Origin of the sequence: Snodgrassella sp. CS2 (assembly GCF_050310315.1) — a bacterium.
Taxonomy (GTDB): Bacteria; Pseudomonadota; Gammaproteobacteria; order Burkholderiales; family Neisseriaceae; genus Snodgrassella; species Snodgrassella alvi_E.
In genome coordinates this window covers 486,003-511,222 of the sequence record NZ_JBNPBA010000001.1, presented here as the reverse complement: position 1 = coordinate 511,222, position 25,220 = coordinate 486,003, and the positions used below count along the sequence as shown (strand labels likewise).

Genomic DNA, 25,220 nt, shown 5'->3' with positions numbered 1-25,220 from the left:
ATAAATGTGCCGAGGGCAATATGATCCTGAGTGTGAACGGTCTGAGTGATTAGTTTAAAGCTGAGCTCTTATAGGCTGTAATACAGTTCGAATTCAAGTGGGTGAGGAGCCATACGAATACGTTTGACATCTTCGCTCTTGAAATCGATGTAGCTGTCAATCCAGTCCTGACTGAATACACCACCACGAGTGAGGAATTCGTGGTCTGCTTTTAATGCTTCCAATGCTTCCTCCAGAGAGGCGCAGACGGTTGGAACCAATGCATCTTCTTCTGGCGGCAGGTCGTACAGATTTTTATCAGACGGATCGCCCGGATGAATTTTGTTTTGAATACCGTCCAGACCTGCCATCAGCAAGGCGGTAAACGCCAAATACGGGTTGGCGGTAGGGTCTGGAAAGCGTGCTTCGATACGGCGCGCTTTGGCACTGGCTACATAAGGGATGCGGATAGAAGCTGAGCGGTTTTTGGCAGAGTAAGCCAGTTTGGTAGGTGCTTCGAAATGCGGAACCAACCGTTTGTAAGAGTTGGTGGACGGATTGGTAAGTGCGTTCAGTGCTTTGGCATGTTTGATGATGCCGCCGATGTAATACAGAGCCAGATCAGACAGACCGGCATAGCCGTCTCCGGAGAACAGATTCTGACCGTCTTTCCAAATGGACTGATGTACGTGCATACCTGAACCATTATCACCCAGAATTGGTTTTGGCATAAAAGTGGCAGTTTTACCAAAATTATGAGCTACGTTCTGAATCACGTATTTCATGTCCTGAGTCCAGTCTGCGCGACGAACCAGTGTGTTAAAACGAGTACCGATTTCCATCTGGCCAGCAGTAGCCACTTCGTGATGATGAACTTCAACCGGAATACCGATGGCTTCTAATGTCTGGGTGCAGGCTGAACGCAGATCCTGTCCTGAATCTACAGGTGCAACTGGAAAATAGCCGCCTTTTACACCCGGACGGTGGCCGGTATTTTGGCCGTCGTAAGATTCGCCACTGGACCATGCAGCTTCTTCAGAATGAATTTTGTAACGGGTGCCGCTCATGTCGGTTTGCCATTCTACGCCGTCAAATACAAAAAATTCAGGTTCTGGTCCGAAGAAAGCGGTATCACCAATGCCTGTTGACTTCAGATAAGCTTCGGCACGTTTGGCAATGGAACGCGGGTCGCGATCGTAGCCCTGACCATTTGCTGGGTCGATAACGTCACAGGTTAAAACTACGGTTGTATCATCATAAAAAGGGTCGATGAATGCAGTGGAGGCATCCGGTTTCAGGGTCATGTCAGAAGCTTGAATACCTTTCCAACCGGCGATGGATGAACCATCAAAGGCCTGCCCGTTTTCAAACCATTCTTCTGGATCTTCCAGCACAATTCGGGCAGGGACAGATACATGCTGTTGTTTGCCTTTGGTATCGGTAAAGCGCAAATCGATAAATTTAGCATCGTTTGCTTCTATCAGGCTGACTACTTCTTTTATTGACATTTTAGGACTCCCATTAAGGTATGGAGAGTGGTGCACTCTCTTGTAAGTTATCTTGATTCTGCCACAATTGTTTTGTAAAAAAAATGCACTGATGTAAAAAAAGAAGACTTTACTGTGGTTGTTAAATTAATTTATTTAAAAACATGTTGTTATAAATATTTATTCTTCTTTATATCTGAAATACTGAACTATTAGTCTAAGGTGGTCTAGAAAGTAGGGTGATTGTCGCAAATTGCTTTGCTTTATTTAATATCTAATCTTGCTTAAGTAGAACAACTTTGTGTTTGAAGATGGTTGGCAAAACCCAATTCTGAGAGTCTAGTTTAGATAGATGAGAAAAAAATGCTAAATCAAAATAGCCCGCTAACTTTACTAGCGGGCTGTAGTGTAATACTAGCAGGTAATTATTTAATTTTACCGTATTTTTTTAATATGGCTACAAGTTGGTTTTGCGGAAGAGCCTGTACCAGATTATGGTCGCGCCCTTCCATAGTTTCTGCTGCACACAAGGCATTCAGCACCGCTTCTTGTACAGCTTCTACGGTAGCGACATACAACGGATCGATGATTTCATCACTCAGAAAATCAATTTTGCTAATCCCAATTCCATATGCATCTTCATTGGCTGTAGAAAACGCCAGAAAAATGTCACCAGAACCATTATCGCCATAGGCGCCAAGTAAGCCAATACCAATTGGTACACGCTTAGCCAGTTTACTTAACTGCCACGGTAGTAAGGGTGCATCGGTGGCGATAATAACAATAATTGAACCAGTACCCGGTTTGGGGGCAAAGGTATTGATAATCGGCATCGTTTCCGGACCGAATTCATCTTTGAGAGGAATTCCGCATATTTGAAAAGTGTCTCGCATGCCATGGTTGGCCTGTACCAGTACCCCCAGCGTGAAATTCCCTGCTTCAGTGCTGACCAGTCGTGATGCAGTACCGGTGCCACCTTTGAAATCATGACAAATCATACCAGTTCCGCCGCCAACATTACCTTCGGCAATCGCCCCTGGATGGGCATTATGCAAGGCTTCTAAAGCGTGTTTCGGTTTGATATGAAATCCGTTGATATCGTTGAGCAATCCATCCCAAGTTTCTCCCACTACCGGATAAAAATAACCAACTCCGTCTACCGGCTGGCCATTGTTAACATAGGGATAGTAAAAATGGTTGTCAATCATCCATTTGCTGGTGGTGTCGCGCACAATACCCACGCTGTTGGTATTGGTGATCAGTACCGGACCGTGTAGCAGGCCGGAATCGTCCACCCAGTGTGTACCGGTTAGTTCTCCGTTACCATTTAAATCATGCCGACCAGCAAAAACGGCACTTCGCTGGCGACCTCTGGGCAAAATGGCGGTAACGCCGGTCCGGGCAAAAGGTGAACCGGGTCCGGTGTAATCATCTGGTGTACCGTATATGACGGTACTGTAGCCGACTTCTACACCTGTAACATCGGTAATAGCATTGTATTTACCAGTGATACCTGTTAATGGAATACCTAATTCTCGGGCACGTTTTTTAGACATATTTCATCTCCTTGTAGTTTCATTTTTTGTTATAGGAGAGAAAAGGATACACTTTTTTAAAAAAAATTTAAAGTAATTGTTTGAAATCGCTGGAATTATGGGGCTTGCACGCTTTTTTTGCATTTAGTGCACTGAGTAATGCCTGATAGCGGCTGCGGGTGAGAGGATAGCCTATGGCGAAAAACCCAGCCAGTATACCGGCGAGTGCATGAATCCATGTGTTTAGTTCTAGAATTGCGTACTGTGCTTGAGGTGGTTGAATAATTTGTTGTTGCCCGCTGGACGAAATGTAGCCGTGCTGAGCAAGATACAATCCGATAAACCAGATGGCTAGTGCACTACCAAATTTTTGTAAAAATGACATCAGGGAAGTAATTGCGCCTTCCCGTCGTTTGCTGTTGATAAAATCATCCAGCTCACAGATGTCGTACATCATGGCGTAGTAAATAGTCCAAAAATAACTGTTTCCAAGCTGAAGCAGAATTAAATATAGCAGTAGCATGCTAGGGCTGGGAAAACCACTAAAGAAAAAAATTCCAGTACCGATAGAACTGATCAGCATGGATAGATAATAGACATTTTTCTTGTCAAATTTCTGTGCGGTGTAATTCACCACCGGCAGCCATGCCAGAGCGAGCAGGCTGAATATTAGGAAAGCAATGGCAGCATCCTTTTCGCTGTACGCCAGATTATTTAGAAACAGATAATAAAGTGCGCCGGTACTGAGGGCATAGGCTGCCGACCAGAAAAACACCGAAGCACCAAGAAATTTACTTGATGACAGCCGTCCTATTTCTTTCATGTTGCAAATAACTGCTTTGAAAAAAGCCAGTAAATGAATTGGATTGAGTGCTGAGGATGTTTTTTTCTGGGCTGGTAATTCGTAACCGCGGGTAAGATACCAGCACGTAAGGCCACTTCCTAGTGTAACAACAGCAAATATCAAGCTGACGCCATGCCAGCCACTGCTTACGCTGTAGCCAGCATCAACAATCCATTTAACGATTAAGGGCGGTGCTGAAGAAGAAATCAACACCGCTATATTCAGAGCATATCCTGCCCAGACACGTACCGACGTACGTTCATCAAAATCGTTAGTCATTTCTGCACCAAGTGTATAAAAGGGAATTACATAAATTTTGTAGGTAGACCAGAACAGAATGGCAATGATTGTGAAATATATCGTTTTCTGATTGATGCTAAGAGCTGGAATATCGGTATAGAGCAGCAACAGTAGTAGGCTGTAGGGAAGAATGGCCGCCAGCATTAGCGGCCGCCTTCTACCCCAGTGCAGACTGATATTGTCGGAAAATTGCCCGACCAGTGGATCTGCCACCGCATCCCATACAACAGCTATCAGTACGATGGTTCCGGCCTGCGCAGGTGGGATGTTAGCCACGTTGGTAAGGAAAAACAGATAAAAAACATAAAAAAAATTGTAGGCAACTGAATCGGCCATTTGTCCGATAGCATAGCCTAGCTTAACGTGAAGGGGCAGTTTGTTTGTTAGGTGGGGTGTGAAAGTGTGATGTTTATGCATGAGTCATCCCGGATAATTACTGTATCAATGGCTTTGTACGTTTAGGTGCAGATATAAAAGGAATCTGAATGCCGGCTGTTTCAACAGTTTTAGACAAACTGAATGCTGGTTCAGAACATTGATAAGTAGTTATGTGTTTACCTGGATGTAATCAGGCTATATTTAGTATAGTTAGATAAAACGAATATAAAACGATTAAGTCTTAAGTAGATAATATAGTAAGTTTAGGTTAATTAAAAATAAATTTTTACGTATGTTGCTTAAATACAGGTCTGATTGTATGTTGGAAATCAGCTTATTTGCCCAAAAGCAAAAGTTGGCAGCTTTAAATCGAATGAGGCTGAATCAGAGTTATATCGTCATTAATTATTTAATTTTTTATTGTGCTCACACGTTTTTTCATGCATTTTTGCCATAGAGTGGTAGAGGCTGGATAATAGCAACAGCTAATTTTTTTGCAGAGGGGAACGGAACACTATGTTTGCTGTGTTTGGAAATCCGATTGCGCATAGTCGCTCGCCACAGATTCATCAGGCTTTTGCTGCACAGGAAGGACGGGAATTAATCTATGAACGTCGTTTGGCACCCATGAACGAATTTGCGGCTACTGCAAAGGCTTTTTTTGCAGCAGGCGGCATTGGTGCCAATGTTACGGTGCCGTTCAAGCATGAAGCTTTTACGCTTGCCGATAAGCTGACTTCCAGAGCGGAGGCAGCAAAAGCAGTCAATACACTGTTTTGGCATGATAATTGTTTGCTTGGCGACAACACAGATGGTATTGGACTAGTGCGAGCAATTGAAGAGTTGTTGTCGTTTTCACTCTTTAATCAGCACATATTGCTATTGGGTGCCGGTGGTGCGGCACGTGGAGTGATTCAACCACTTTTGCAGCAACATCCGGCTTCATTAACCATTGCTAACCGTACAGTGCACAAAGTACAGTCGTTGGCACAGGAACATGAAGTAAGTTGGTGTGAATATCATCAGATTCAAACTCAATATGATGTTGTCATCAATGCCACTTCTGGGAGTTTATACGGGCAGACCTTGCCCATACCATCTGCTGTGCTGGCAGAGGCCAAACTAGCCTACGATATGATGTATGCGGCGGAACTAACGCCGTATCTACTACAGGCAAAGACTGCAGGATGTCCGCTGCTGGCAGATGGTCTTGGAATGCTGGTTGCACAGGCAGCTGCTTCTTACGAATTATGGCATGGATTTAGACCGGATATCCGGCCGGTAACAAAGCGGATGCGCGCGGAAATGGAAAAAAGATGAAAATTGTGCGCAGTTTATTGATTATGCTGGTGACGTTGTTTTTGCTGTTTAATGCATACGTTTATGGCAGCCTTTTAACTTACCGTGCTGTAGCACCTCACCGTACGGTATTTATGTTGCTGCGTATGCATGAACTGGCTGCTTCCCGTCCTGATACGGAACTAAATTACCAATGGGTAGCATATAACCGCATTTCGCCAAATCTGAAAAAAGCGCTAATTGCATCTGAGGATGCACGCTTTGCCGAACATGATGGTTTCGACTGGAACGGCATTCGTACGGCAATTAAAAAAAATGAACATCAGGGCAAGATTCGGGCAGGCGGTTCTACCATCAGCCAACAATTGGCCAAAAATCTGTTTTTATCTGAAAGCCGCCATTACTGGCGCAAGGCAGAAGAGGCAGTAATCACTTCCTTACTGGAAGCCACAACGAATAAAGACAGGATTTTCGCTTTGTACTTGAATGTTATTGAATGGGGCTATGGCGTATATGGTGCAGAAGCGGCAAGTGAGACAATTTACGGACGTACAGCTATGCAATTATCGGCACAACAGGCAGCCAAGTTGGCCGCTCGAGTTCCTCGACCTTTATACTACGCTGACCACCCGCACGATAAGGAAATCCGCCGCAAAGCCAATGTAATTTTACGGCGGATGGGGTCAGCACAATTACCAGACAACGACCAGTAAGCTTGCTTTCACTGAATCAAAACCATACCGTACTAACCGCGACGGCGCAAATCTTCCACTTCATCTAATAATTGCAAGATCAGGGCGGTGGCACTGGCACTGGCATCGAAATCACGGTGAATGCGCCATGCACGCCGTGCAATTGCCATGTGATAGCCAGTGTAGCGTGCTAGTTCTGGTTTCTGAGTTGCAGGAATGACACTTTCAGCAATCAGACTCAGTACCCAACTGCTTTGATTGTCGCAGGCGCGAACCAAATCGTCAAAGCTTAACTCTATATCTTGTTGAATATTATTCATGTTACGCTCCTGCTATCAAACGTGGTTCTCAGGCTGAAAACCTGCATAGTGCTGAGCCAATGCCTGCCACGCGGCGCGGTCAGCTTCGGTGTCGCTCTTGGGTAGAACGATATTAATCAGCAGATACAAATCGCCAGCCTCTTTGGCTGGTATGCCTTTGCCTTTCAGGCGCATTTTCTGACCATTATGACTGTTGGCCGGAAGATTCATACTTAACTTGCCAGCAGGTGTGCTGACGTCAATTTTACCGCCCAATGCTGCTGTCCATGGTGCCACACTGATGCGCTGGTATACATCCTTTCGATTCTGTACATACAGGTTGTCCTGATTGCGAAAACTGATTTTTAAGTATAAATCTCCAGCTGCTCCACCATTAAAACCGGGCAAGCCTTGTCCGCTAAGACGAATTTGTTGTCCTTCTGTTATACCAGCCGGAATTTTAACATTCAGGGTTTTACGCTCGTAGCTCATCTGACCCTGAGCATTGAGCGTAGGCATTTCCAGTGACATGCTGCGCTGAGCACCGTGGTAGGCTGCGTCGATGTCAATTACCAACTCTGCATGCTGATCTTCCCCTTTGATCGGACCAGTACGGTTTTGCTGAAAACCATGTCCCCCACGGCTGCCAAATGCTGAAAATAAATCATCGAAATGAAAATCACCATTACCGAAAGCACCGTTCTGACCAAAATGGCTGGGGTCAAAATCGTATTGCTGATAATTAAATCCGCTACGACCACCGGCCTGTTGCTGGGCGCCATGGCCAAACGGATTGTCCAGCATAGCGTCGTATTCGGCTCGTTTTTCCTTATCATGCAAAGTTTCGTAGGCAATATTAATTTCACTGGTTTTGGCTACAGCATCTGGATCTTTACTGACATCCGGATGATATTTTCGTACCAGCTTACGATAGGCTTTCTTAATATCATCGTCGCTGGCTTTGCGGTCTACACCCAGAATTTCATAATAATTGCGGTCTGCCATGTTCCGTCCTTTGTGCAGATTTTTTTAGATTTTCAAATTAGCATTGTATCCAAACTTGGGGACAAACGGTTAAAGTTTAAAGTACCTAACTATCATGGTTTTCGCAGTAGCTGAATAAACATGGTTTAGGAAATTTCAGATAACAGAATCAAACCTGCATACCTTCTTACAGATTTATGTAATCCGTATTTTATAGTTTCTCAATGTAGTATTGGACTTACCGATGCTGACTAAAATCAGCCCCGTATCTTCAAATTAACAACTCGATGTGAATAAGGCGCAGACATAAAAATAAATTTAAATAGAAATAAGAAAAACAAAGATACAGAAAATTTTTTCAGTGGATCTGAAGGATTTATTCTGTAATCTAAAAAACGTTTTATTATGTATATGTTATTAATGAATATAAAATATTTGTATTCATAATGGTTTGTGTAAAATTAAGCTTAATAGAATAATTTTTTTTTGTTTAGCGTTGTGTTTTTAAAATCATTCAAATGTAAATGATTTATGTTAATGCTCATAACATTTTAAAGGTTATATCCCTCTTTCATTTACTTTATGCGCCAATGAATTACCCTTTTTTGTCCTTTAATCTACAGACTAAAAGGCTGATATATACTAATTTGTGAACATATGTTTGGTTGTTTTAAATCAGAAAATTGGTGTAAAAAGACATTGCCGATTGCCTATTACACTGGTACGATTTAAGCGAAAATACAGTATGTTGCATCACAATAATGTATGCTTTTATCCAGTTTGGATTATGCTGAATTATTGTAAGTTGTTTGAATTTATATGTATTTTTTCTTATCAATTTGGTAAAGCAATTAAAGTAATTGATGATAAAAAGAAAATAAATAGATGAAATAGCAACAACATAAAGTGTTTTGTTCATGACTCAATCCCATATGAAAGAGGATATTGCTATGTCTGCTGACTTCCATGATCAAGATATCGATCCGATTGAAACCCAGGAATGGTTGGATTCGCTCAGTTCAGTATTAAAAGAAGAGGGGCCTGAGCGCGCACATTATTTAATGGAAAGCTTAGTGCGCTATATACGCCGCCGTGGCATCTACATGCCATTTTCAGCCACCACCGCCTATCTCAACACTATTCCTGTTGGTAAAGAAAAAAAATCACCGGGTAATCATGAATTAGAACATCGTATTCGATCATTGGTACGCTGGAATGCAGCGGCACTGGTATTGAACGCTAGCAAAAAAAATCTCGAATTGGGCGGCCACATAGCCAGCTTCCAATCCTGTGCTACTCTGTATGATGTCGGTTTTAATCATTTTTGGCATGGTAAAACAGAAAATCAGGAAGGCGACCTTGTATTTTTCCAGGGACACAGTGCTCCCGGTTTCTACGCCAGAGCTTTTGTAGAAGGTCGATTAACTGAAGAGCAGATGCAAAATTTCCGGCAGGAAGTTCATGGCCACGGCCTATCTTCTTACCCACATCCTTGGCTGATGCCTGATTTCTGGCAGTTTCCAACCGTATCTATGGGGCTTGGTCCAATACAGGGTATCTATCAAGCTCGCTTACTGAAATATCTCGAATCCCGTGGTCTGGCCAAAACACAGGGTCGTAAAGTGTGGGTATTCTGTGGCGACGGCGAAATGGATGAGCCAGAAAGTCAGGGTGCGATTGCACTGGCAGCCCGTGATGGTCTGGATAATTTGATTTTCGTAGTGAATTGTAATTTACAGCGTCTGGATGGTCCGGTACGTGGTAACGGTAAAATTATTCAGGAATTGGAAGGCAACTTCCGCGGTGCTGGCTGGAACGTATTGAAAGTAATCTGGGGCAGCCGCTGGGATGCACTGCTGGCTCAGGACAAAGACAATCTGCTGAAACAACGCATGGAAGAATGTGTAGACGGCGATTATCAGATGTATAAATCTCAGAATGGTGCCTATGTAAGGGAGCATTTTTTCAATACGCCTGAGCTGAAAGCCATGGTGGCCAACATGTCAGACGATGAAATTTGGTCTCTGAATCGTGGCGGCCATGACCCGCATAAAGTTTATGCAGCTTACTACGAAGCCGTGAACAATCCAGATGGACGTCCGACCGTGATTCTGGCTAAAACCATTAAAGGCTATGGCATGGGTGCTTCTGGCGAAGCGCAAAATACAGCCCATCAGGCTAAGAAAATGGACATGAAATCGCTGAAACAGTTCCGTGACCGATTCGAAATTCCGGTTACCGATGAAGAGATGGAACACACTCTGCCATTCTTCCGCTTACCGGAAGACAGCGAAGAAATGCAATATATGAAGGAGCGTCGTGCTCAGCTCGGTGGCTTCCTACCATATCGTCACCCCGATTCTGAAAAGCTGCCAATTCCGCCATTGAGCGAATTTGCCGCACAACTACAAGATAGTGGCGACCGAGAATTTTCTACGACTATGGCGTTTGTGCGTATCTTGAGCACATTGTTGAAAGACAAAAACATTGGTAAGCGCGTAGTGCCGATTGTACCGGATGAAAGCCGTACTTTTGGTATGGAAGGTTTGTTCCGTCAGTATGCTATCTGGAATCCGAAAGGACAGATTTATACACCGCAGGATCATGACCAGCTCATGTTCTATAAAGAATCTAAAAATGGTCAGATTTTTCAAGAAGGTATTAACGAACCAGGCGCTATGAGTTCATGGATAGCAGCTGCTACTAGCTATTCAAACAACGATTATCCACTGATTCCATTCTATATCTATTACTCAATGTTTGGTTTCCAGCGTATTGGTGATCTGGCTTGGGCTGCTGGGGATCAACGAGCCCGTGGCTTTATGCTGGGTGGTACTGCCGGCCGTACTACTCTAAATGGTGAAGGTTTGCAGCATCAGGATGGCCACAGTCATATTCAAGCAGAACTGATACCAAACTGCATCTCATATGATCCTTCATTCTCTTATGAAGTAGCTGTAATTATTCAGCATGGTATGCAGCGCATGTATGTAGACCGTGAAGATGTTTTCTATTACATCACTCTGATGAACCAGAACTACAAACATCCGGCCATGCCACAGCGTGAAGGTATAGAACAGCAGATTCTGAACGGTATGTATTTGTTGCAGGAAGCTAAAGGCGGCAAACTAAAAGTGCAGCTGATGGGTTCCGGCGTAATTTTGCAAGAGGTGATAGCTGCAGCAGAATTACTGAAACAGGACTTTGACGTAGAAGCCAATGTTTGGAGCGTGACTTCGTTTAATGAACTATACCGTGATGGTATCAATATCGAACGTTACAACCGTCTGCATCCAACAGATACACAGAAAGTACCTTACGTTACTCAACTGCTGTCTGGCCATGAAGGACCGGTGGTGGCCTCTACTGATTATGTACGTCACTTTGCCGACCGTATCCGCGCTTACGTCCCACAAGATGTATTTACTGTGTTGGGTACAGATGGCTTCGGCCGCAGTGATTCTCGTGACAATTTGCGTGAGTTCTTTGAAATCAACCGTTACCACGTAGCGGTGGCTGCTCTGAATGGCTTAGCTGATGAAGGTAAAATCAGCAAACAGGTTGTTCAGGATGCCATCAACAAATATGGTATCAAGGCTGATGTAGAACCGAGCTGGACACGCTAATGAACCGACTGCCTGAATCCTCTTGGGTTTCAGGCAGGTTTTGTTGGCTGTATAAGCTAACGATTGTCGGACGCAGGCAACAGCCTGCTGTCACCAAAGGACATAATGATGAGTCAGATTGTAGAAATAAAAGTACCGGATATCGGTAATTATACCGGTGTCGATGTCATTGACGTGGCTGTAAAAGTGGGCGATAAAATTGCCGTAGACGATACTTTGATTACACTTGAAACCGATAAAGCCACCATGGACGTACCGGCTGACCACGCAGGAGTGGTAAAAGAAGTATTGGTCAAAGTGGGGGATAAAGTTTCAGAAGGCAGTGTGATTGTCAAAGTAGAAGCTGCTGATGCAGCCACTACAACGCAAACGGCTGAAGCTCCGGCCAAAGCTGCAGCTACAGTACCGGCAGCTGCCGCAGCCAAGCCGGTAGCCGTAAATGTACCTGATATCGGTAACTTTTCTAATGTAGATGTTATAGAAGTAGACATCAAAGTAGGTGATGAAGTCGCAGTAGACCAGACACTGGTTACACTCGAAACTGACAAAGCCACCATGGATGTCCCATCCACAGTGGCCGGAAAAGTAACCGCTGTACATGTGAAGGTGGGTGACAAAGTATCAGAAGGCAGTGCACTCATTGAAGTAGCCGCCGTTTCTGCTCCTGCTGCTGAATCGGCTACGCAGGATCAGAAACAAGCTGCGGAAATCAAAAAACAGGTTGCAGCTACGCCGTCAGCAGAAAACAATGAATTGCGTGCCGAAATTAAGAGCCATGTTTCTCAAGCATTTGGCAGCTCTGATATCGACGAAAAAGGGTTTGAAAAAGCCCATGCAAGCCCCTCTGTGCGCAAACTGGCGCGTGAGCTGGGTGTAGATTTAGGTCGAGTAAGTGGCAGCGGTCGCAAAGGACGCATCACTCCGCTTGATTTGCGCAATTTTGTCAAAGAAGTCATGCAGAAAGTCGAGCATGGTGGTGCTGGCACTGCTCTGGGTGGTGGTTTGGATTTATTGCCATGGCCGAAAGTAGATTTCAGTCAATTTGGTGAAATCGAAGTCAAAGAGCTGTCGCGTATCAAGAAAATATCTGGTCAGAATCTGGCGCGCAATTGGGTAATGATTCCGCATGTCACCTTGCAAGAAGATGCGGACATGACCGAACTGGAAACTTTCCGCAAGCAATTGAATAAAGAATGGGAGCGCGCAGGACTGAAAGTATCTCCGCTGGCTTTTATCATTCTGGCCTGTGTGAAAGCCTTGCAAGAATTTCCGGAATTCAACTCATCTTTAGATGGCAATAACCTGATACTGAAAAAATACATCAATATCGGTTTTGCTGCTGATACGCCGAATGGTCTGGTCGTACCAGTTATCAAAAATGCTGATAAAAAAGGCCTCAAAGAAATCACGCAGGAACTGGCCGACATGAGTAAGCGTGCACGTGAAGGCAAGCTCAAACCACAGGAAATGCAAGGTGCCTGCTTCACCATTTCTTCTCTAGGTGGCATCGGCGGCACCGGCTTTACGCCAATTATCAATGCACCTGAGGTGGCGATTCTTGGCGTTTGCAAATCGCAGATTAAACCAAGCTGGAATGGTAAGGAGTTCGAACCGCGCTTACAGTGTCCGCTGTCACTATCTTTTGACCATCGTGTGATTGATGGCGCAGCCGGCATGCGTTTTCTGGTATTTATCAGCCAGCTGCTGGCTGATTTCCGCCGCGTTACTCTGTAAAACTTCAATTCCGGAGGCTGCCTGAAAACCGAAACGTTTTCGGCAGCCTGAATACATGAAATACAGGCACATACTGTTGTTTAACATACAACAGTCTGGAAAAGGTTAGATCATGAGCTTAATTGAACTGAAAGTACCGGATATTGGCAATTATCAGAATGTTGATATCATAGCGGTAGAAATCAAAACGGGCGATACCATTGCGGTAGACGATACCCTCATTACACTGGAAACTGACAAAGCTACGATGGATGTACCGGCTGAAATAGCCGGCGTGGTAAAGGAGGTTAGAGTTAAAGTAGGCGATAAAATTTCTGAGGGTGGGGTGATTGCTGTAATAGAAGCTGCGGCTGCAACAGCCAAAGCAGCGGCACCGGCCAGTGAAATAGCTCCCGTTGCAGCTTCGCAAGTGGCCACTTACAGCGGCAGCAGTGATGCTGAATATGATGTAGTCGTGTTAGGCGGTGGCCCTGGTGGCTATTCTGCAGCTTTTGCTGCGGCCGACGAAGGCCTCAAAGTAGCAGTTGTAGAGCGTTATGCCACGCTAGGCGGTGTGTGTTTGAACGTGGGTTGTATCCCTTCCAAAGCATTGTTGCACAACGCTGCAGTGATTGACGAAGTAAAAGAGCTTAAAGCCAATGGTATTGAGTATCCGGCTCCAAAAATCGATATAGACCAGCTACGCAGCTACAAAGAAAAAGTAGTTGCCAGAATGACAGGTGGTCTTGCCGGTATGGCTAAAACACGTAAAGTCGATATTATCCGCGGTAATGGCCGGTATATCGATCCACATCACATTGAGGTCAAACTGACTTCCGGCGAAGGTAAAACAGAAACCGGCGAAACAGTTACTCTGGCTTTCAAAAACACCATTATTGCAGCCGGCAGTCGTGTGGTGAATCTGCCGTTTATTCCAGAGGATCCACGCATTGTCGATTCTACCGGTGCACTGGCATTGAAATCTGTGCCCGAAAAAATGTTGATAATCGGTGGCGGTATCATTGGCCTAGAAATGGGCACGGTTTACAGTACGCTCGGTGCACGCCTAGATGTAGTGGAAATGATGGGTGGCCTGATGCTCGGCGCTGACCGTGATATGGTAAAAATCTGGCAAAAGAAAAACGAACATCGTTTCGATAATATTATGCTGAACACCAAAACTACAGCAGTGGAAGCCAGAGAAGACGGTATTTATGTTACCTTTGAAGGTGATAAAGCACCAGCTGAACCACAACGCTATGATCTAGTACTGGTGGCTGCCGGCCGTGCCCCGAATGGTAAGCTGATTGGTGCTGAAAATGCCGGTGTAGCGGTTACCGAACGTGGCTTTATCAATGTAGACAAACAGATGCGTACTAATGTGCCGCATATTTATGCAATTGGAGATATTGTCGGCCAACCAATGCTAGCGCACAAAGCTGTACATGAAGGTCACGTTGCTGCCGAAAACTGCGCCGGTCATCAAGCTTATTTTGACGCAAGGGTAATTCCTGGTGTGGCCTATACTAATCCCGAAGTGGCCTGGGCTGGTATAACCGAAGATCAGGCTAAAAAAGATGGTGTCAAAATCACTAAAGCAGTGTTTCCATGGGCAGCCTCTGGCAGAGCTGTAGCCAATGGTTGCAGTGAGGGCGCGACGAAACTAATTTTCGATGCCGATAGTGGATTGATTATTGGTGGTGCCATTGTCGGCCCCAGTGCCGGCGACATGATTGGTGAAATCTGTCTGGCCATCGAAATGGGTTGTGATGCAGATGATATCGGCCGTACCATTCATCCGCATCCAACACTTGGTGAATCTATTGGCATGGCTGCTGAAGTAGCCATGGGAACCTGTACTGATTTACCTCCACAGCGTAAAAAATAAGCTGTTGAAGGCTTGTTATAGCCAGCTGTTCGAATTGGTTCGAACAGCTGGCTTTTTTATTGGGCAGTGAGAAGATAGAAATAGATGAGATAGCTTATTCCATGATCATTACGTAATATTTACAGATATAATCACCTTAGCAGATAAATTATTTCAGAACGTTATTTATTCAGTTATTATTAGAATAATAAAAGGCAGGTTATTGCCTGATTATTGCTGCAAGCTTATTTTTTTAATCAGCAAGAGTATATTTAATGAATATCAACAGCAAAAAACATTCTCCTGTTACTCCATGGATTATTGGCGCGCTAGTACTACTGGGCACCATCAGTTTGTTTATCGGACTAAAACCGATATTAATGCCTTTTGTAGCAGCAGGGGTTCTGGCCTATATTCTTAATCCGCTGGTAGAAAAATTGCGCCGTTTGAAGATCCCACGCTCTATTGCAGCCATGCTCGTGATGCTGCTAGGGCTGAGTGTAATCGTGGTATTGTTACTGATTGTCATACCAATGCTGATTAATCTGCTCGACAGCATTTATGAAAAGCTGCCAGATTTTCTCAATTGGGTTCATCATAAACTGGTTCCGTGGCTGAATCAGACTTTTCATATTCGCCTGCGCTGGGATGCTGATTACATGTCCCGCTATGTTGGTCAATGGATTCAAACCCACAATGCCAGCATTAAGGATGCTGCTTCGAAAGTGTTGCCAGTGGTATGGCAGCATGGCAGCGGCATGGTGGAATGGATAACCAATCTGTTGTTATTGCCATTCCTGTTGTACTACTTTCTACTCGACTGGAACCGCTGGACAGCCGGTATCCGCCACCTGATTCCTCGCCGAGCTCTACCGGTCTACAATCGCATTTCCACTAATATGGATACTGTTCTGGGTGAATTTCTGCGCGGTGAATTATTAGTGATGGTCATTATGGGGCTGGTATATGGTTTGGGACTCGCTCTGGTAGGACTAGAATCAGGATTTGCGATTGGCATGGTGGCTGGTTTGCTTGTGTTTGTACCGTATCTGGGTGCATTTACCGGATTGTTGCTGGCTACGCTGGCAGCTTTATTGCAGTTTAATGGCTGGACAGGACTACTGATGGTATGGGGTGTGTTTGCAATTGGCCAGTTTCTGGAAAGTTTTTTCGTTACGCCGAAAATTGTCGGTGACCGCATTGGACTGTCACCTTTTTGGGTAATTTTTTCCTTAATGGCTTTTGGACAGTTGCTGGGCTTTGTAGGCATGCTGCTGGCGCTGCCTCTGGCTGCCGTATGCTTGGTACTGATACGTGAAGGTACACAAGCATACTGGCATAGTGATTACTTCCGCCAGCTGCCGGAAAATGCCATCATCAAGGACGAAAAACACGAGTAAGCTAAGTAATCTTAATTACTTGCCACCAGCCGAAGCCAGCTAAAAAACAACAAGGGCACTTGCATTTATGCTGCGAAGTCATTAAAATTCGGCGTTTCATGATTTGTATATGTATGTTAGGAGATATTGATGGCCAATAGTGCACAATCTCGTAAGCGCGCTCGTCAGGCACTAAAACAACGTGCTCACAACGCTAGCTTGCGTACCGCTTTTCGCACTGCGGTTAAAAAAGTATTGAAAGCTGTTGAAGCTGGTGATAAAGCCGCTGCTCAGGTTACTTACAGCGAAAGCGTTAAAGTGATTGATCGCATTGCTGATAAAGGTGTTTTCCATAAAAACAAGGCTGCACGTCATAAAAGCCGTCTGGCTGCCAAAATCAAAGCAATGGCTGCCTAAGCTGATTACTGTTATTACATGAGAAAATTCTCGTGATTGCTATCATTACAAGGCTGTTCCCACTGTGGGCAGCCTTATGTTCTATCTTCGCCTATCTGAATCCTGCTGTTTTCGCACCACTGAAACCTTATATTTCAGAAATGCTGATGCTGGTAATGCTGTCCATGGGCATGACACTGAAAATAGCCGATTTTACCCGTGTATTAAAACGGCCGGCACCAATCGTGGCCGGTATTGGCCTGCATTATCTGATTATGCCGCTGGCAGCTTGGCTGATAGCCAGATTGCTTAACATGTCGCCGGAATTGCAAGCAGGCATGGTGCTGGTAGGATGTGTAGCCAGTGGTACTGCCTCCAACGTTATGGTATTTCTGTCTAAAGGGGATGTTGCACTCTCGGTAACCATCAGTGCGCTGTCTACTGTAGTGGGTATTTTTGCTACGCCATTACTGGCTAAATTGTACATTGCAGCTTCTATTGCTGTACCGGTAGTGAATATGCTCAAGGAAATTCTGCTTATTGTGGCATTACCGATTGCTATCGGAGTGGGGATAAATTATTTTATCCCGCAGCAAGTAAAAAAAATTGTACCCTCATTGCCATTGATTACCATGTGCGTAATTATCCTTGTATTGGCAACGGTAGTTTCGCTGAGCAGTGATAAAATAGGGATTGAAACAGCTATTGTTGTATTTGGCGTAATTCTGCACAATGGTTTGGGGCTGATTGGTGGATATTGGGGTGGACGGCTGTTTGGTTTTGATAAATCCATTTGTCGTACCCTTGCACTGGAAGTAGGTATGCAGAACTCAGGTCTGGCTGCAGTATTAGGCACGAATTTCTTTGGGCCAATGGCTGCAATCCCCGGAGCAATATTCTCACTGTGGCATAATATTTCCGGTTCGTTTCTTGCAGGTTACTGGTCAACCAAACCTACCGGCACCAGTAATGACAAAGTGAAACGTGAAGATGTCAGTCTGCATTGATATAGTCTGTCAATAATTAAAAAGTCCGGCCAATTACCGGACTTTTTAATTATCGCGATTTGCCAAAAACTGAGCGCGTAACTAATTCAGCTTTTTTCATCAAACCCATCAATTTTTTTATTGCCTTTTATACGCTATTCCCAAAACTCTTCCTCTGGAAGAATACTCTCTTCCCAAGCACGATGCATAGCTGTATTGATAATATCCATGCTAAATCCACGATAGGCTAGAAAATGCATATATTTGTGCTTTTCTTTTAAATCAGATGGAGGCCGGCGATATTTTTTTTGTAAAACAGCGACTGCATTACTGATTTGTTCCGCTTTGTTTGGCAGATAATCGGCTATCAGCTCCGCTTTAACTCCTTTTTGTTTAAGGCTTTGCTGTAATCGCAGATTGCCGTGTATACGGCTTTTACTGTTGATGTAGGTTTCCGCATAGCGAGCATCAGATTGCCAGTGCCGCTCGGCTAGTTCATCTAGCAAAGATTCAATATCATCGTTTTCTTCTACATGCGGGCGTAATTTACGTGTCAGCTCAGCACGGCTGATTTCTTGCCGTGCCAATATAGCAATGGCACGGCCGCGTAAGCTGATTTTTGGTTTCATGCGCGGATTTCACTATCGCCATGATGCCGCATGCCATCATCAATCTGAGGCAGATGGTCAATAATGATATCTGGTTTGGTATCGGGGTTTTGTGCCAGTAGTCCCATATCGGCATAGCCCCAAGTTACGCCACAGCTTAAGGCACCGGCAGCTTTGGCTGCAAGAATGTCATTTGCTGAATCACCCACCATTAATAAATTCTGAATAGCAACACCTAATACTTCGGCTGTGTGCAATAAGGGCATAGGGGAGGGTTTCTTTTCACTCAGTGTGTCACCACCTACCACTAAACTAAAAGAATCGGCCAGTCCCAGTTCGCACAATAATTCCACTGCAAGAATTTCATTTTTATTAGTAATTACCGCTAAGGGTAATCCCCTGTTACGAAATAGAGCTAGTGCGGTTTCAACCTCAGGATAGGGACGGGTATGAACACTTAGATGAGTACGGTAATAAGCAATAAATGCAGTAAAACCTTGTGCCCAGCTAGCTTCATCAGCCTGTCCGTCTTTACTTCCACTGAGCGCCCGATGCACCAGACTAGACAAACCATCGCCTACGTAGCTGGTGAGTTCTTCTGCGGGTAAAGGTGCCAGATTCATTTCGGCACGCATATGATTGGCCGCTGCACACAAATCGGCAATTGAATCGACCAGCGTACCATCAAGATCGAATGCTATGGCCTGAATATCATTCCATTTCATGCTAAGCAATATGGGTTGGTAAAAGACGTATTCATTTTATCACGAGCAATGTACCGATATGGTCCTTAGTCGAACTGGATTTACTCTGTTTAGCAATCAAAGATTTTACACCTTAATTTGCCTTCATCCAGCAGTTGTAGGTCTAAGTAGGGTTAACTACATATGGGTTGGATAGGATTGCGGCTAAATATATAGCTGATATGCTGTTTATATGTAGTCCCGGCCCGGAGAATATTATTGGGAAAAGCTGGCTGGTTTGCTGCATCGGTATAACCCTGCGGTTCAAAACAGATGGCAGCAAATGGTTGCAGTGCTTTACGTTGCGGTATCGGTTGTTTTGTTAGATGCTGGGCGTTATAAACCACCATTACCGGTGCATCAGTTTTAACCGCCATTGAAAGTCCCGTATCTGGCGCGCTAATACTCGCTACAATGCTTTGATTGGAATGAGGAGGTAAGATATAGGCAGTATCAATTACACTATTGCCAATAGGGCGGGCAGAATGGAAATCCAGTGCTGCTGGTGTCTTAGAAACCTCACCAGTAGGCATCATATCTGCATCTGTATCAATTACTTCCATAGGTAACAACCATAACTGATGCTCGCTGACAGTATTTTCACGCAAAGCCAGATTGAAATAACTGTGTTGAGTAAGATTAATCAACGTATCTCGGTCTGTTTCAGCGCTGAAATCAACATTTAACTCATTATTAGCTGTCAGAGTATAACAAACTTGAACGTTCAGATTGCCGGGATAGCCTTCTTCTCCATCGGCGCTGAATAATTGCAACGTGATGGAAGCGCATTCGTCATCTGTGTGCGTGGTATGCACTGTCCACCATTTCTGGTCGAAGCCGCAAAATCCGCCATGCATGTGATGCTCGCCCTGATTGGGTGACAACTGAATCCATTCCTGATTTAGCTTTGCTTTCGCATGGCTGATACGGCCAGCATGTCGCCCGATTACTGCTCCCAGATGCGGATTGTTGGCACGATAGCTATTGCTGGCATAGTCTTCAGCATTATCAAAGCCCAGTACACATTCCACTGAATTGCCGTCTCGGTCTGGTATTACAATTGAAGTAATAATGGCACCAAAATCCATTACCGATACCTTCATGCCGTTGCTATTGGACAATGTCCATAGTGTGGCGCTGTCTCCATCTATCAAGCCAAATGGCTGGGTTTCAAGTGTACAAAGTGATTGCTTATTTGTTTGCATTCTGACCGGCCTCTTCGTCCAGATTATGTAAAAATGCCAGCTTGTCCGCGATTTTAATTTCCAGCCCGCGTGCTACTGGCTGATAAAAAGACGGTTCTTCCATACCGTCTGGCATATAAGTTTCACCAGCTGCATAAGCATTGGGTTCATCGTGTGCATAACGGTATTCTCTGCCATAACCCAGCTCTTTCATCAGCTTAGTAGGTGCATTGCGCAAATGTACAGGCACTTCACTGGAGGGATGCTGTTTAACAAATGCACGTGCCTCATTATAAGCCATATATCCTGCATTACTTTTGGCAGCACAGGCTAGATACAATACAGCCTGCCCTAGAGCTAGTTCGCCTTCGGGGCTGCCCAGACGCTCATAAGTGAGGGCTGCATCATTCGCTATTTGCATTGCCCGAGGATCTGCCAACCCGATATCCTCCCACGCCATACGGATAATGCGCCTTGCCAGATAGCGCGGGTCTGCGCCACCATCGAGCATGCGTGAAAACCAGTAAATAGCGGCATTAGGATGGGAACCACGTACAGACTTATGTAAAGCAGAAATCTGTTCGTAGAAGCTGTCACCACCTTTATCGAAACGACGCAGCTGTGTGCCAAGACTACTGGCCGTTAATGCTGCACTGATAACACTTTGCTGCTGAGCCTGTGCAGTGTGAATTAATTGCTCCAGAAGATTTAGAAAACGCCGACCATCACCGTCGGCACTGTTGAGAATGAGTGTCTGAGCATCCTCATCAATACTGAATGTTTTGAAAGCCTGCAGACTGAATACTTTCTGCTGAAGCTGTTTTAATTCTTCAATGCTGAGCGAATGCAGCGTATAAACCTGTGAGCGGCTTAAAAGAGCTGGATTCACTTCGAAAGAGGGGTTTTCAGTGGTGGCGCCAATAAATGTGAAAAGACCGTTTTCTACATAGGGTAAAAATGCATCCTGCTGAGATTTATTAAAGCGATGCACTTCATCTACAAACAATATAGTGCGCTGACCATGTTGTAATGCCAGCTGCGCCTTTTCGACCGCCGCACGAATTTCCTTGACACCGGAAAAAACCGCTGACAATGGAATAAACTGAGCATTGAAACTCTGTGCCAGAATGCGTGCCAGTGTGGTTTTACCAACGCCAGGAGGACCCCACAACAGCATAGAGTGTAGATGTCCAGTTTCTACTGCGACCCGTAATGGTTTACCCTCACCAATCAGATGTTGCTGGCCGATCACTTCATCCAGATTCTGTGGACGTAACTGTTCTGCCAGTGGGGCTAAAGGTTTTTGATTAAATAAATCCATATCGTGTCATTCTGTACACGGCAATTCGTGTAAGATATTGTACCTGATTGAATGAAGTTTGCCCGCTATTCAGATTTTACATTGCGTGTATAATCGTGTGATTACATATCTTAAAAAAGGGTGGTTGTATTCGGGTTTGATTATAATGCAACTGACAAAAATTCATGAATAAAATATTGTTTCTGCTGGTTTTTGTAGTGGTAGTGATAGGGGTCGGTATTCAATATGATAAAAAAGCAGAATACGGACTGATCTCCGGCATAGCTGGTTACATGATTAATAATGAGTGTCAGCTTCAGCTGAGTAAGCCACTGCTTATCCGTGGACTCGGTACAATTGACCTTTCTGGAGTGAGTAAACAGTATTGTAGTTGTATTGCTGAGCAAAACAAACGTAAGTTCAGCATCGAAGAAGTAATCAAAATGGTCAATCCACAAAATCGCCAGCAGAATGTAAGTGTATTAATTGCATCAGAGGCTGAAAAATGCAGCTACGGAATGCAGCGTTATTAACTATGGTTCAGATATGATTTCAGAATCATACAGGAGAAACAATGAAATACATTAGTACCAGAGGGCAGACAGCAACAAAAAGCTTTAGTCAGGCATTAATGGCGGGGCTGGCTGATGATGGTGGATTGTTACTGCCACAAAGCTATCCACATATCGATGCATTTACTCTGCATGACTGGCGCTCATTGAGCTATGCTGAGCTGGCTCTGCAAATCATCAGCTTATTTGCTACTGACATACCTAAAGCGGATTTACAGACAATCATTAGCAAAACCTATACTGCAGATGTATTTGGTAGCGATGAAATTACGCCTCTGAGAACGTTGCATGACGGTGTCAATATTCAAGCGTTATCTAATGGCCCTACACTAGCTTTTAAAGATATGGCCATGCAGTTATTGGGCAATCTCTTTGAATATGTGCTTGGACGAGAAAACCGTTATCTCAATATTATCGGCGCCACCAGCGGTGATACTGGTTCTGCAGCTGAATATGCCTTGAGGGGTAAAGACAGAGTAAATGTGTTCATGTTATCGCCTTTTGGCAAAATGAGCGATTTTCAGCGTGCACAAATGTACAGCTTGCAGGATGGCAATATATTCAATATCGCTATCAAAGGTATGTTCGACGATTGTCAGGACATTGTGAAAGCTTTACAGAATGATCATGCTTTCAAGGCTAATTACCATCTGAGTACGGTTAATTCGATTAACTGGGGCAGGATAGTGGCGCAAGTGGTGTATTATTTTAAAGGCTATTTTGCTGCCACCAACAGTAACGAGCAGAAAGTATCATTTTGTGTACCAAGCGGTAATTTCGGTAATGTACTGGCCGGACATATTGCGCGAAGTATGGGTCTGCCCATTCACCGTCTGATAGTTGCCACAAATGAAAACGATGTATTGAACGAATTTTTCAATACTGGTCATTATCGTCCGCGGGATGCAGCACATACTTTTGTTACCTCCAGCCCTTCGATGGATATTTCCAAAGCTTCCAATTTCGAACGCTTTGTATATGATTTGCTGGACCACGATGGTGCTAAAGTGCAGCAGCTCTGGCAACAGGTAGCCATTGGCAGCGGGTTTGACCTAAGCCCATTGCTCGACAAAATCCACAACCAGTATGGCTTTGCTGCTGGTAAAAGCACACATACCGACCGTCTGCATACTATTGCACAAGTTTATGCAGAAGACGGCGAGCTAATAGATCCTCATACTGCTGATGGTGTAAAAGTTGCACGGCAATTGCGCGAAGCTGGTGAAATTATTGTTTGTCTAGAAACAGCACAGCCAGCTAAATTTGCCCAGACTATCCATGAAGCCGTAGGTGATAATGTCAAAATCCCGCGGCCAGATAATTTGGCTGGGCTGGAAGATTTACCACAGCGTGTTACCATCATGGATAACGATGCCGCAGCAGTACGAGAATTTATAGAGGCACAATTGAAATAAAAAAAGTTTTGCCTACATGGCTTAATAAACACTTAATAAAAATGCCGGCTTGATGAAGCCGGCATTTTTAGATTCAGATTAAAAATTATCCGGATTTTCCAATTTGTCTACTTTCTGTTTTAATTCTTCTGGTGTCAGAGCAATCTCTTCACTCGGGTCAGCAGCAGCGGTAGCTACAGCAATCGGATTATAAACAGAAATATATTCTGAACCATCAGACCGATCTTCAATAGTATACATCACACCACTGCGGTTAAAACGATGGCACTGGCGCTGATACCAGCCGCGAAAACCGGTTTTCGGCTCGTCCGGATTGTAATAAAACGCATTCAATACTTCCGGTAACCCCAGACCACATACTACACCTGATAGCAATACACAGATAAAAGTATAACCAACAAGAATATCACTGTATTTGGCCAATGCCGGCATATTGGCTACGGCTAGAATCAAAGCCAGAGAAATACCGCCGCGCACACCACCCCATGACAGAATGGTCAGGCTGCCGTGGTAGCTTTTCTTATGCACTTTAGGAAACAGCATAAAGGCCAGAATATTGCCGATAAAGCGGCTCAGATGTAGTAACACGAATGCAACAATACCGCCGATAACCAGCGTTTTGCTCATGTCTACAATAAAAAGTTCCAGACCAATCAGGGTAAATAGGAAAGAATTGATGATCCCTTCTACCGCATGCCAGAAATTATTAACATCATCTATTTCTTTTTTCTGCAATACTTCCTGCCATTTATTACCGACAATCAGACCACCAACCACGCAGGCAATTGGGCCGGAAGCATGGGCAAAATAGGCTACCAGATATGAACCAGAAGCGAGCAGGGCAGTGGCTAAAATCAGTGATTCATTTTCATGTTTACCGTGTAGCAGGCGTAATGCGCCGATACCAAAGATAAAACCGATAATCACGGCTACAATAATTTCATAGAAGAAATTCTCAATCACACCTATGGGTGATACATGCTGGCCGTTAATCAGCGTTAAAATGGTCATAAACACCACGATACACATTGCATCGTTAAATAAAGATTCACCTTCCAGCTTAACCATCAGATGCCGAGGTGTGCGAACTGAGCTCAATACGCCCTTGATACCGATAGGGTCAGTGGCACCGAGGGCAGAACCAAGTAGTAGCAGCACGAGCAGCGGGACATAATCTCCTACCAGAAACTGGAAAGCATAAAGCAGCCCGCCAAACAGTACGGAACACAACAGCAAACCCAGAGTGGCTAAAATTAATATCTGACGCCAGTAGCGTTTTAAATCGGAAATCTTGAATTTGAGGGCAGAGGAAGTCAGGATAAAACAGATTACACCGTTAACCAGAAAATCATAAAAATTAATATGGCCAACCGCAGCTTTCAACGCCTGGATATCCACATGAATAAAATGATTGCGTCCGAACAAATTCATACCCCATTGCAGAGCGAATACAAGAATTGCGGAAACAATCGGCACACCGATGGCCTGTGGCATATCAAACAACCGTTTATTTAATAGCGTCGTGACTATGGACAACGAAAAAATAACGGTGATGGCCTGTAAAAAAAGTACACTACCCATGCAAACAGTTTTCCTTTATTGAGATGATGTTATAAATTAGAGTTAAACCGAAT

Annotated in this window: 20 protein-coding genes; 10 read left to right on the top strand and 10 right to left on the bottom strand. The window is 44.4% G+C overall.

The genetic code is table 11. The annotated features are described in order from the left end of the window. Positions 1–68: 68 nt before the first annotated feature. The 3 genes from glnA to ACQP6D_RS02425 all read right to left on the bottom strand — a co-directional run bounded on the left by glnA (position 69) and on the right by ACQP6D_RS02425 (position 4,562). Positions 69–1,487: a type I glutamate--ammonia ligase gene (gene glnA / locus ACQP6D_RS02435; RefSeq protein ID WP_100139927.1), complete on the bottom strand. Its 1,419-nt coding sequence runs from the start codon at positions 1,485–1,487 to the stop codon at positions 69–71. Between the two features lie 404 nt (positions 1,488–1,891). Then, positions 1,892–3,022, bottom strand: a complete 1,131-nt coding sequence (locus ACQP6D_RS02430) for a P1 family peptidase (protein ID WP_427857333.1) — start codon at positions 3,020–3,022, stop codon at positions 1,892–1,894. A 67-nt stretch (positions 3,023–3,089) separates the two neighbouring features. Continuing rightward, the gene (locus tag ACQP6D_RS02425; RefSeq protein WP_427857332.1) at positions 3,090–4,562 is read right to left on the bottom strand and encodes an MFS transporter; all 1,473 of its coding nucleotides are present in this window, start codon (positions 4,560–4,562) and stop codon (positions 3,090–3,092) included. A 477-nt stretch (positions 4,563–5,039) separates the two neighbouring features. Between ACQP6D_RS02425 and aroE the strand changes: the two genes are divergently transcribed. Together aroE and mtgA are read left to right on the top strand one after the other, a co-directional pair. Beyond that, positions 5,040–5,843, top strand: a complete 804-nt coding sequence (gene aroE, locus ACQP6D_RS02420) for a shikimate dehydrogenase (protein ID WP_427857331.1) — start codon at positions 5,040–5,042, stop codon at positions 5,841–5,843. After that, positions 5,840–6,535 (top strand): monofunctional biosynthetic peptidoglycan transglycosylase, encoded by a 696-nt coding sequence (gene mtgA / locus ACQP6D_RS02415; protein ID WP_100156830.1) that lies wholly within the window; start codon positions 5,840–5,842, stop codon positions 6,533–6,535. The genes aroE and mtgA overlap by 4 nt, the downstream gene beginning before the upstream one ends. Positions 6,536–6,567: 32 nt before the next feature. Here the strand turns inward: mtgA and ACQP6D_RS02410 are convergent, their stop codons facing one another. Together ACQP6D_RS02410 and ACQP6D_RS02405 are read right to left on the bottom strand one after the other, a co-directional pair. Next, positions 6,568–6,834: a chaperone modulator CbpM gene (locus ACQP6D_RS02410; RefSeq protein WP_100139932.1), complete on the bottom strand. Its 267-nt coding sequence runs from the start codon at positions 6,832–6,834 to the stop codon at positions 6,568–6,570. A 15-nt stretch (positions 6,835–6,849) separates the two neighbouring features. Further along, positions 6,850–7,818, bottom strand: a complete 969-nt coding sequence (locus tag ACQP6D_RS02405) for a DnaJ C-terminal domain-containing protein (protein ID WP_267408117.1) — start codon at positions 7,816–7,818, stop codon at positions 6,850–6,852. Between the two features lie 896 nt (positions 7,819–8,714). On the opposite strand from ACQP6D_RS02405, the gene aceE reads away from it, so the two are divergent. The 6 genes from aceE to panS all read left to right on the top strand — a co-directional run bounded on the left by aceE (position 8,715) and on the right by panS (position 17,785). Beyond that, positions 8,715–11,423, top strand: coding sequence for a pyruvate dehydrogenase (acetyl-transferring), homodimeric type (gene aceE / locus ACQP6D_RS02400; protein WP_370387913.1), 2,709 nt, complete (start codon positions 8,715–8,717; stop codon positions 11,421–11,423). Positions 11,424–11,531: 108 nt separating this feature from the next. Further along, positions 11,532–13,157, top strand: coding sequence for a dihydrolipoyllysine-residue acetyltransferase (gene aceF, locus ACQP6D_RS02395; protein WP_369608979.1), 1,626 nt, complete (start codon positions 11,532–11,534; stop codon positions 13,155–13,157). A gap of 112 nt (positions 13,158–13,269) precedes the next feature. Beyond that, positions 13,270–15,024, top strand: coding sequence for a dihydrolipoyl dehydrogenase (lpdA, locus tag ACQP6D_RS02390; RefSeq protein WP_427857330.1), 1,755 nt, complete (start codon positions 13,270–13,272; stop codon positions 15,022–15,024). A 260-nt stretch (positions 15,025–15,284) separates the two neighbouring features. Next, positions 15,285–16,403 carry an AI-2E family transporter gene (locus ACQP6D_RS02385; protein ID WP_370389361.1) on the top strand — a complete coding sequence of 373 codons (1,119 nt, stop codon included), beginning with the start codon at positions 15,285–15,287 and terminating at the stop codon, positions 16,401–16,403. Positions 16,404–16,532: 129 nt separating this feature from the next. Next, positions 16,533–16,799, top strand: a complete 267-nt coding sequence (gene rpsT / locus ACQP6D_RS02380; protein ID WP_025330392.1) for a 30S ribosomal protein S20 — start codon at positions 16,533–16,535, stop codon at positions 16,797–16,799. A gap of 32 nt (positions 16,800–16,831) precedes the next feature. Next, on the top strand, positions 16,832–17,785 hold the full coding sequence (gene panS / locus ACQP6D_RS02375) for a ketopantoate/pantoate/pantothenate transporter PanS (RefSeq protein ID WP_267390074.1): 954 nt from the start codon (positions 16,832–16,834) through the stop codon (positions 17,783–17,785). Positions 17,786–17,919: 134 nt separating this feature from the next. Here panS and recX read toward each other — a convergent pair whose 3' ends face one another. From recX to ACQP6D_RS02355, 4 genes are all read right to left on the bottom strand, one after another. Then, the gene (gene recX, locus ACQP6D_RS02370; RefSeq protein ID WP_100139939.1) at positions 17,920–18,393 is read right to left on the bottom strand and encodes a recombination regulator RecX; all 474 of its coding nucleotides are present in this window, start codon (positions 18,391–18,393) and stop codon (positions 17,920–17,922) included. Further along, positions 18,390–19,097 (bottom strand): phosphoglycolate phosphatase, encoded by a 708-nt coding sequence (locus ACQP6D_RS02365; protein WP_100139940.1) that lies wholly within the window; start codon positions 19,095–19,097, stop codon positions 18,390–18,392. Before ACQP6D_RS02365 ends, recX begins: the two co-directional genes overlap by 4 nt. 152 nt (positions 19,098–19,249) lie before the next feature. Beyond that, positions 19,250–20,320 (bottom strand): aldose epimerase family protein, encoded by a 1,071-nt coding sequence (locus ACQP6D_RS02360; RefSeq protein ID WP_427857329.1) that lies wholly within the window; start codon positions 20,318–20,320, stop codon positions 19,250–19,252. Then, positions 20,307–21,620, bottom strand: a complete 1,314-nt coding sequence (locus ACQP6D_RS02355; protein WP_100139942.1) for a replication-associated recombination protein A — start codon at positions 21,618–21,620, stop codon at positions 20,307–20,309. Before ACQP6D_RS02355 ends, ACQP6D_RS02360 begins: the two co-directional genes overlap by 14 nt. A 164-nt stretch (positions 21,621–21,784) precedes the next feature. On the opposite strand from ACQP6D_RS02355, the gene ACQP6D_RS02350 reads away from it, so the two are divergent. After that, positions 21,785–22,132, top strand: a complete 348-nt coding sequence (locus ACQP6D_RS02350) for a hypothetical protein (RefSeq protein ID WP_267390078.1) — start codon at positions 21,785–21,787, stop codon at positions 22,130–22,132. Between the two features lie 41 nt (positions 22,133–22,173). Beyond that, on the top strand, positions 22,174–23,586 hold the full coding sequence (thrC, locus tag ACQP6D_RS02345; protein ID WP_427857328.1) for a threonine synthase: 1,413 nt from the start codon (positions 22,174–22,176) through the stop codon (positions 23,584–23,586). Between the two features lie 78 nt (positions 23,587–23,664). On the opposite strand, the gene ACQP6D_RS02340 is transcribed toward thrC, so the two are convergent. Then, positions 23,665–25,167 carry a cation:proton antiporter gene (locus ACQP6D_RS02340; RefSeq protein ID WP_267390080.1) on the bottom strand — a complete coding sequence of 501 codons (1,503 nt, stop codon included), beginning with the start codon at positions 25,165–25,167 and terminating at the stop codon, positions 23,665–23,667. Between the last annotated feature and the right edge of the window lie 53 nt (positions 25,168–25,220).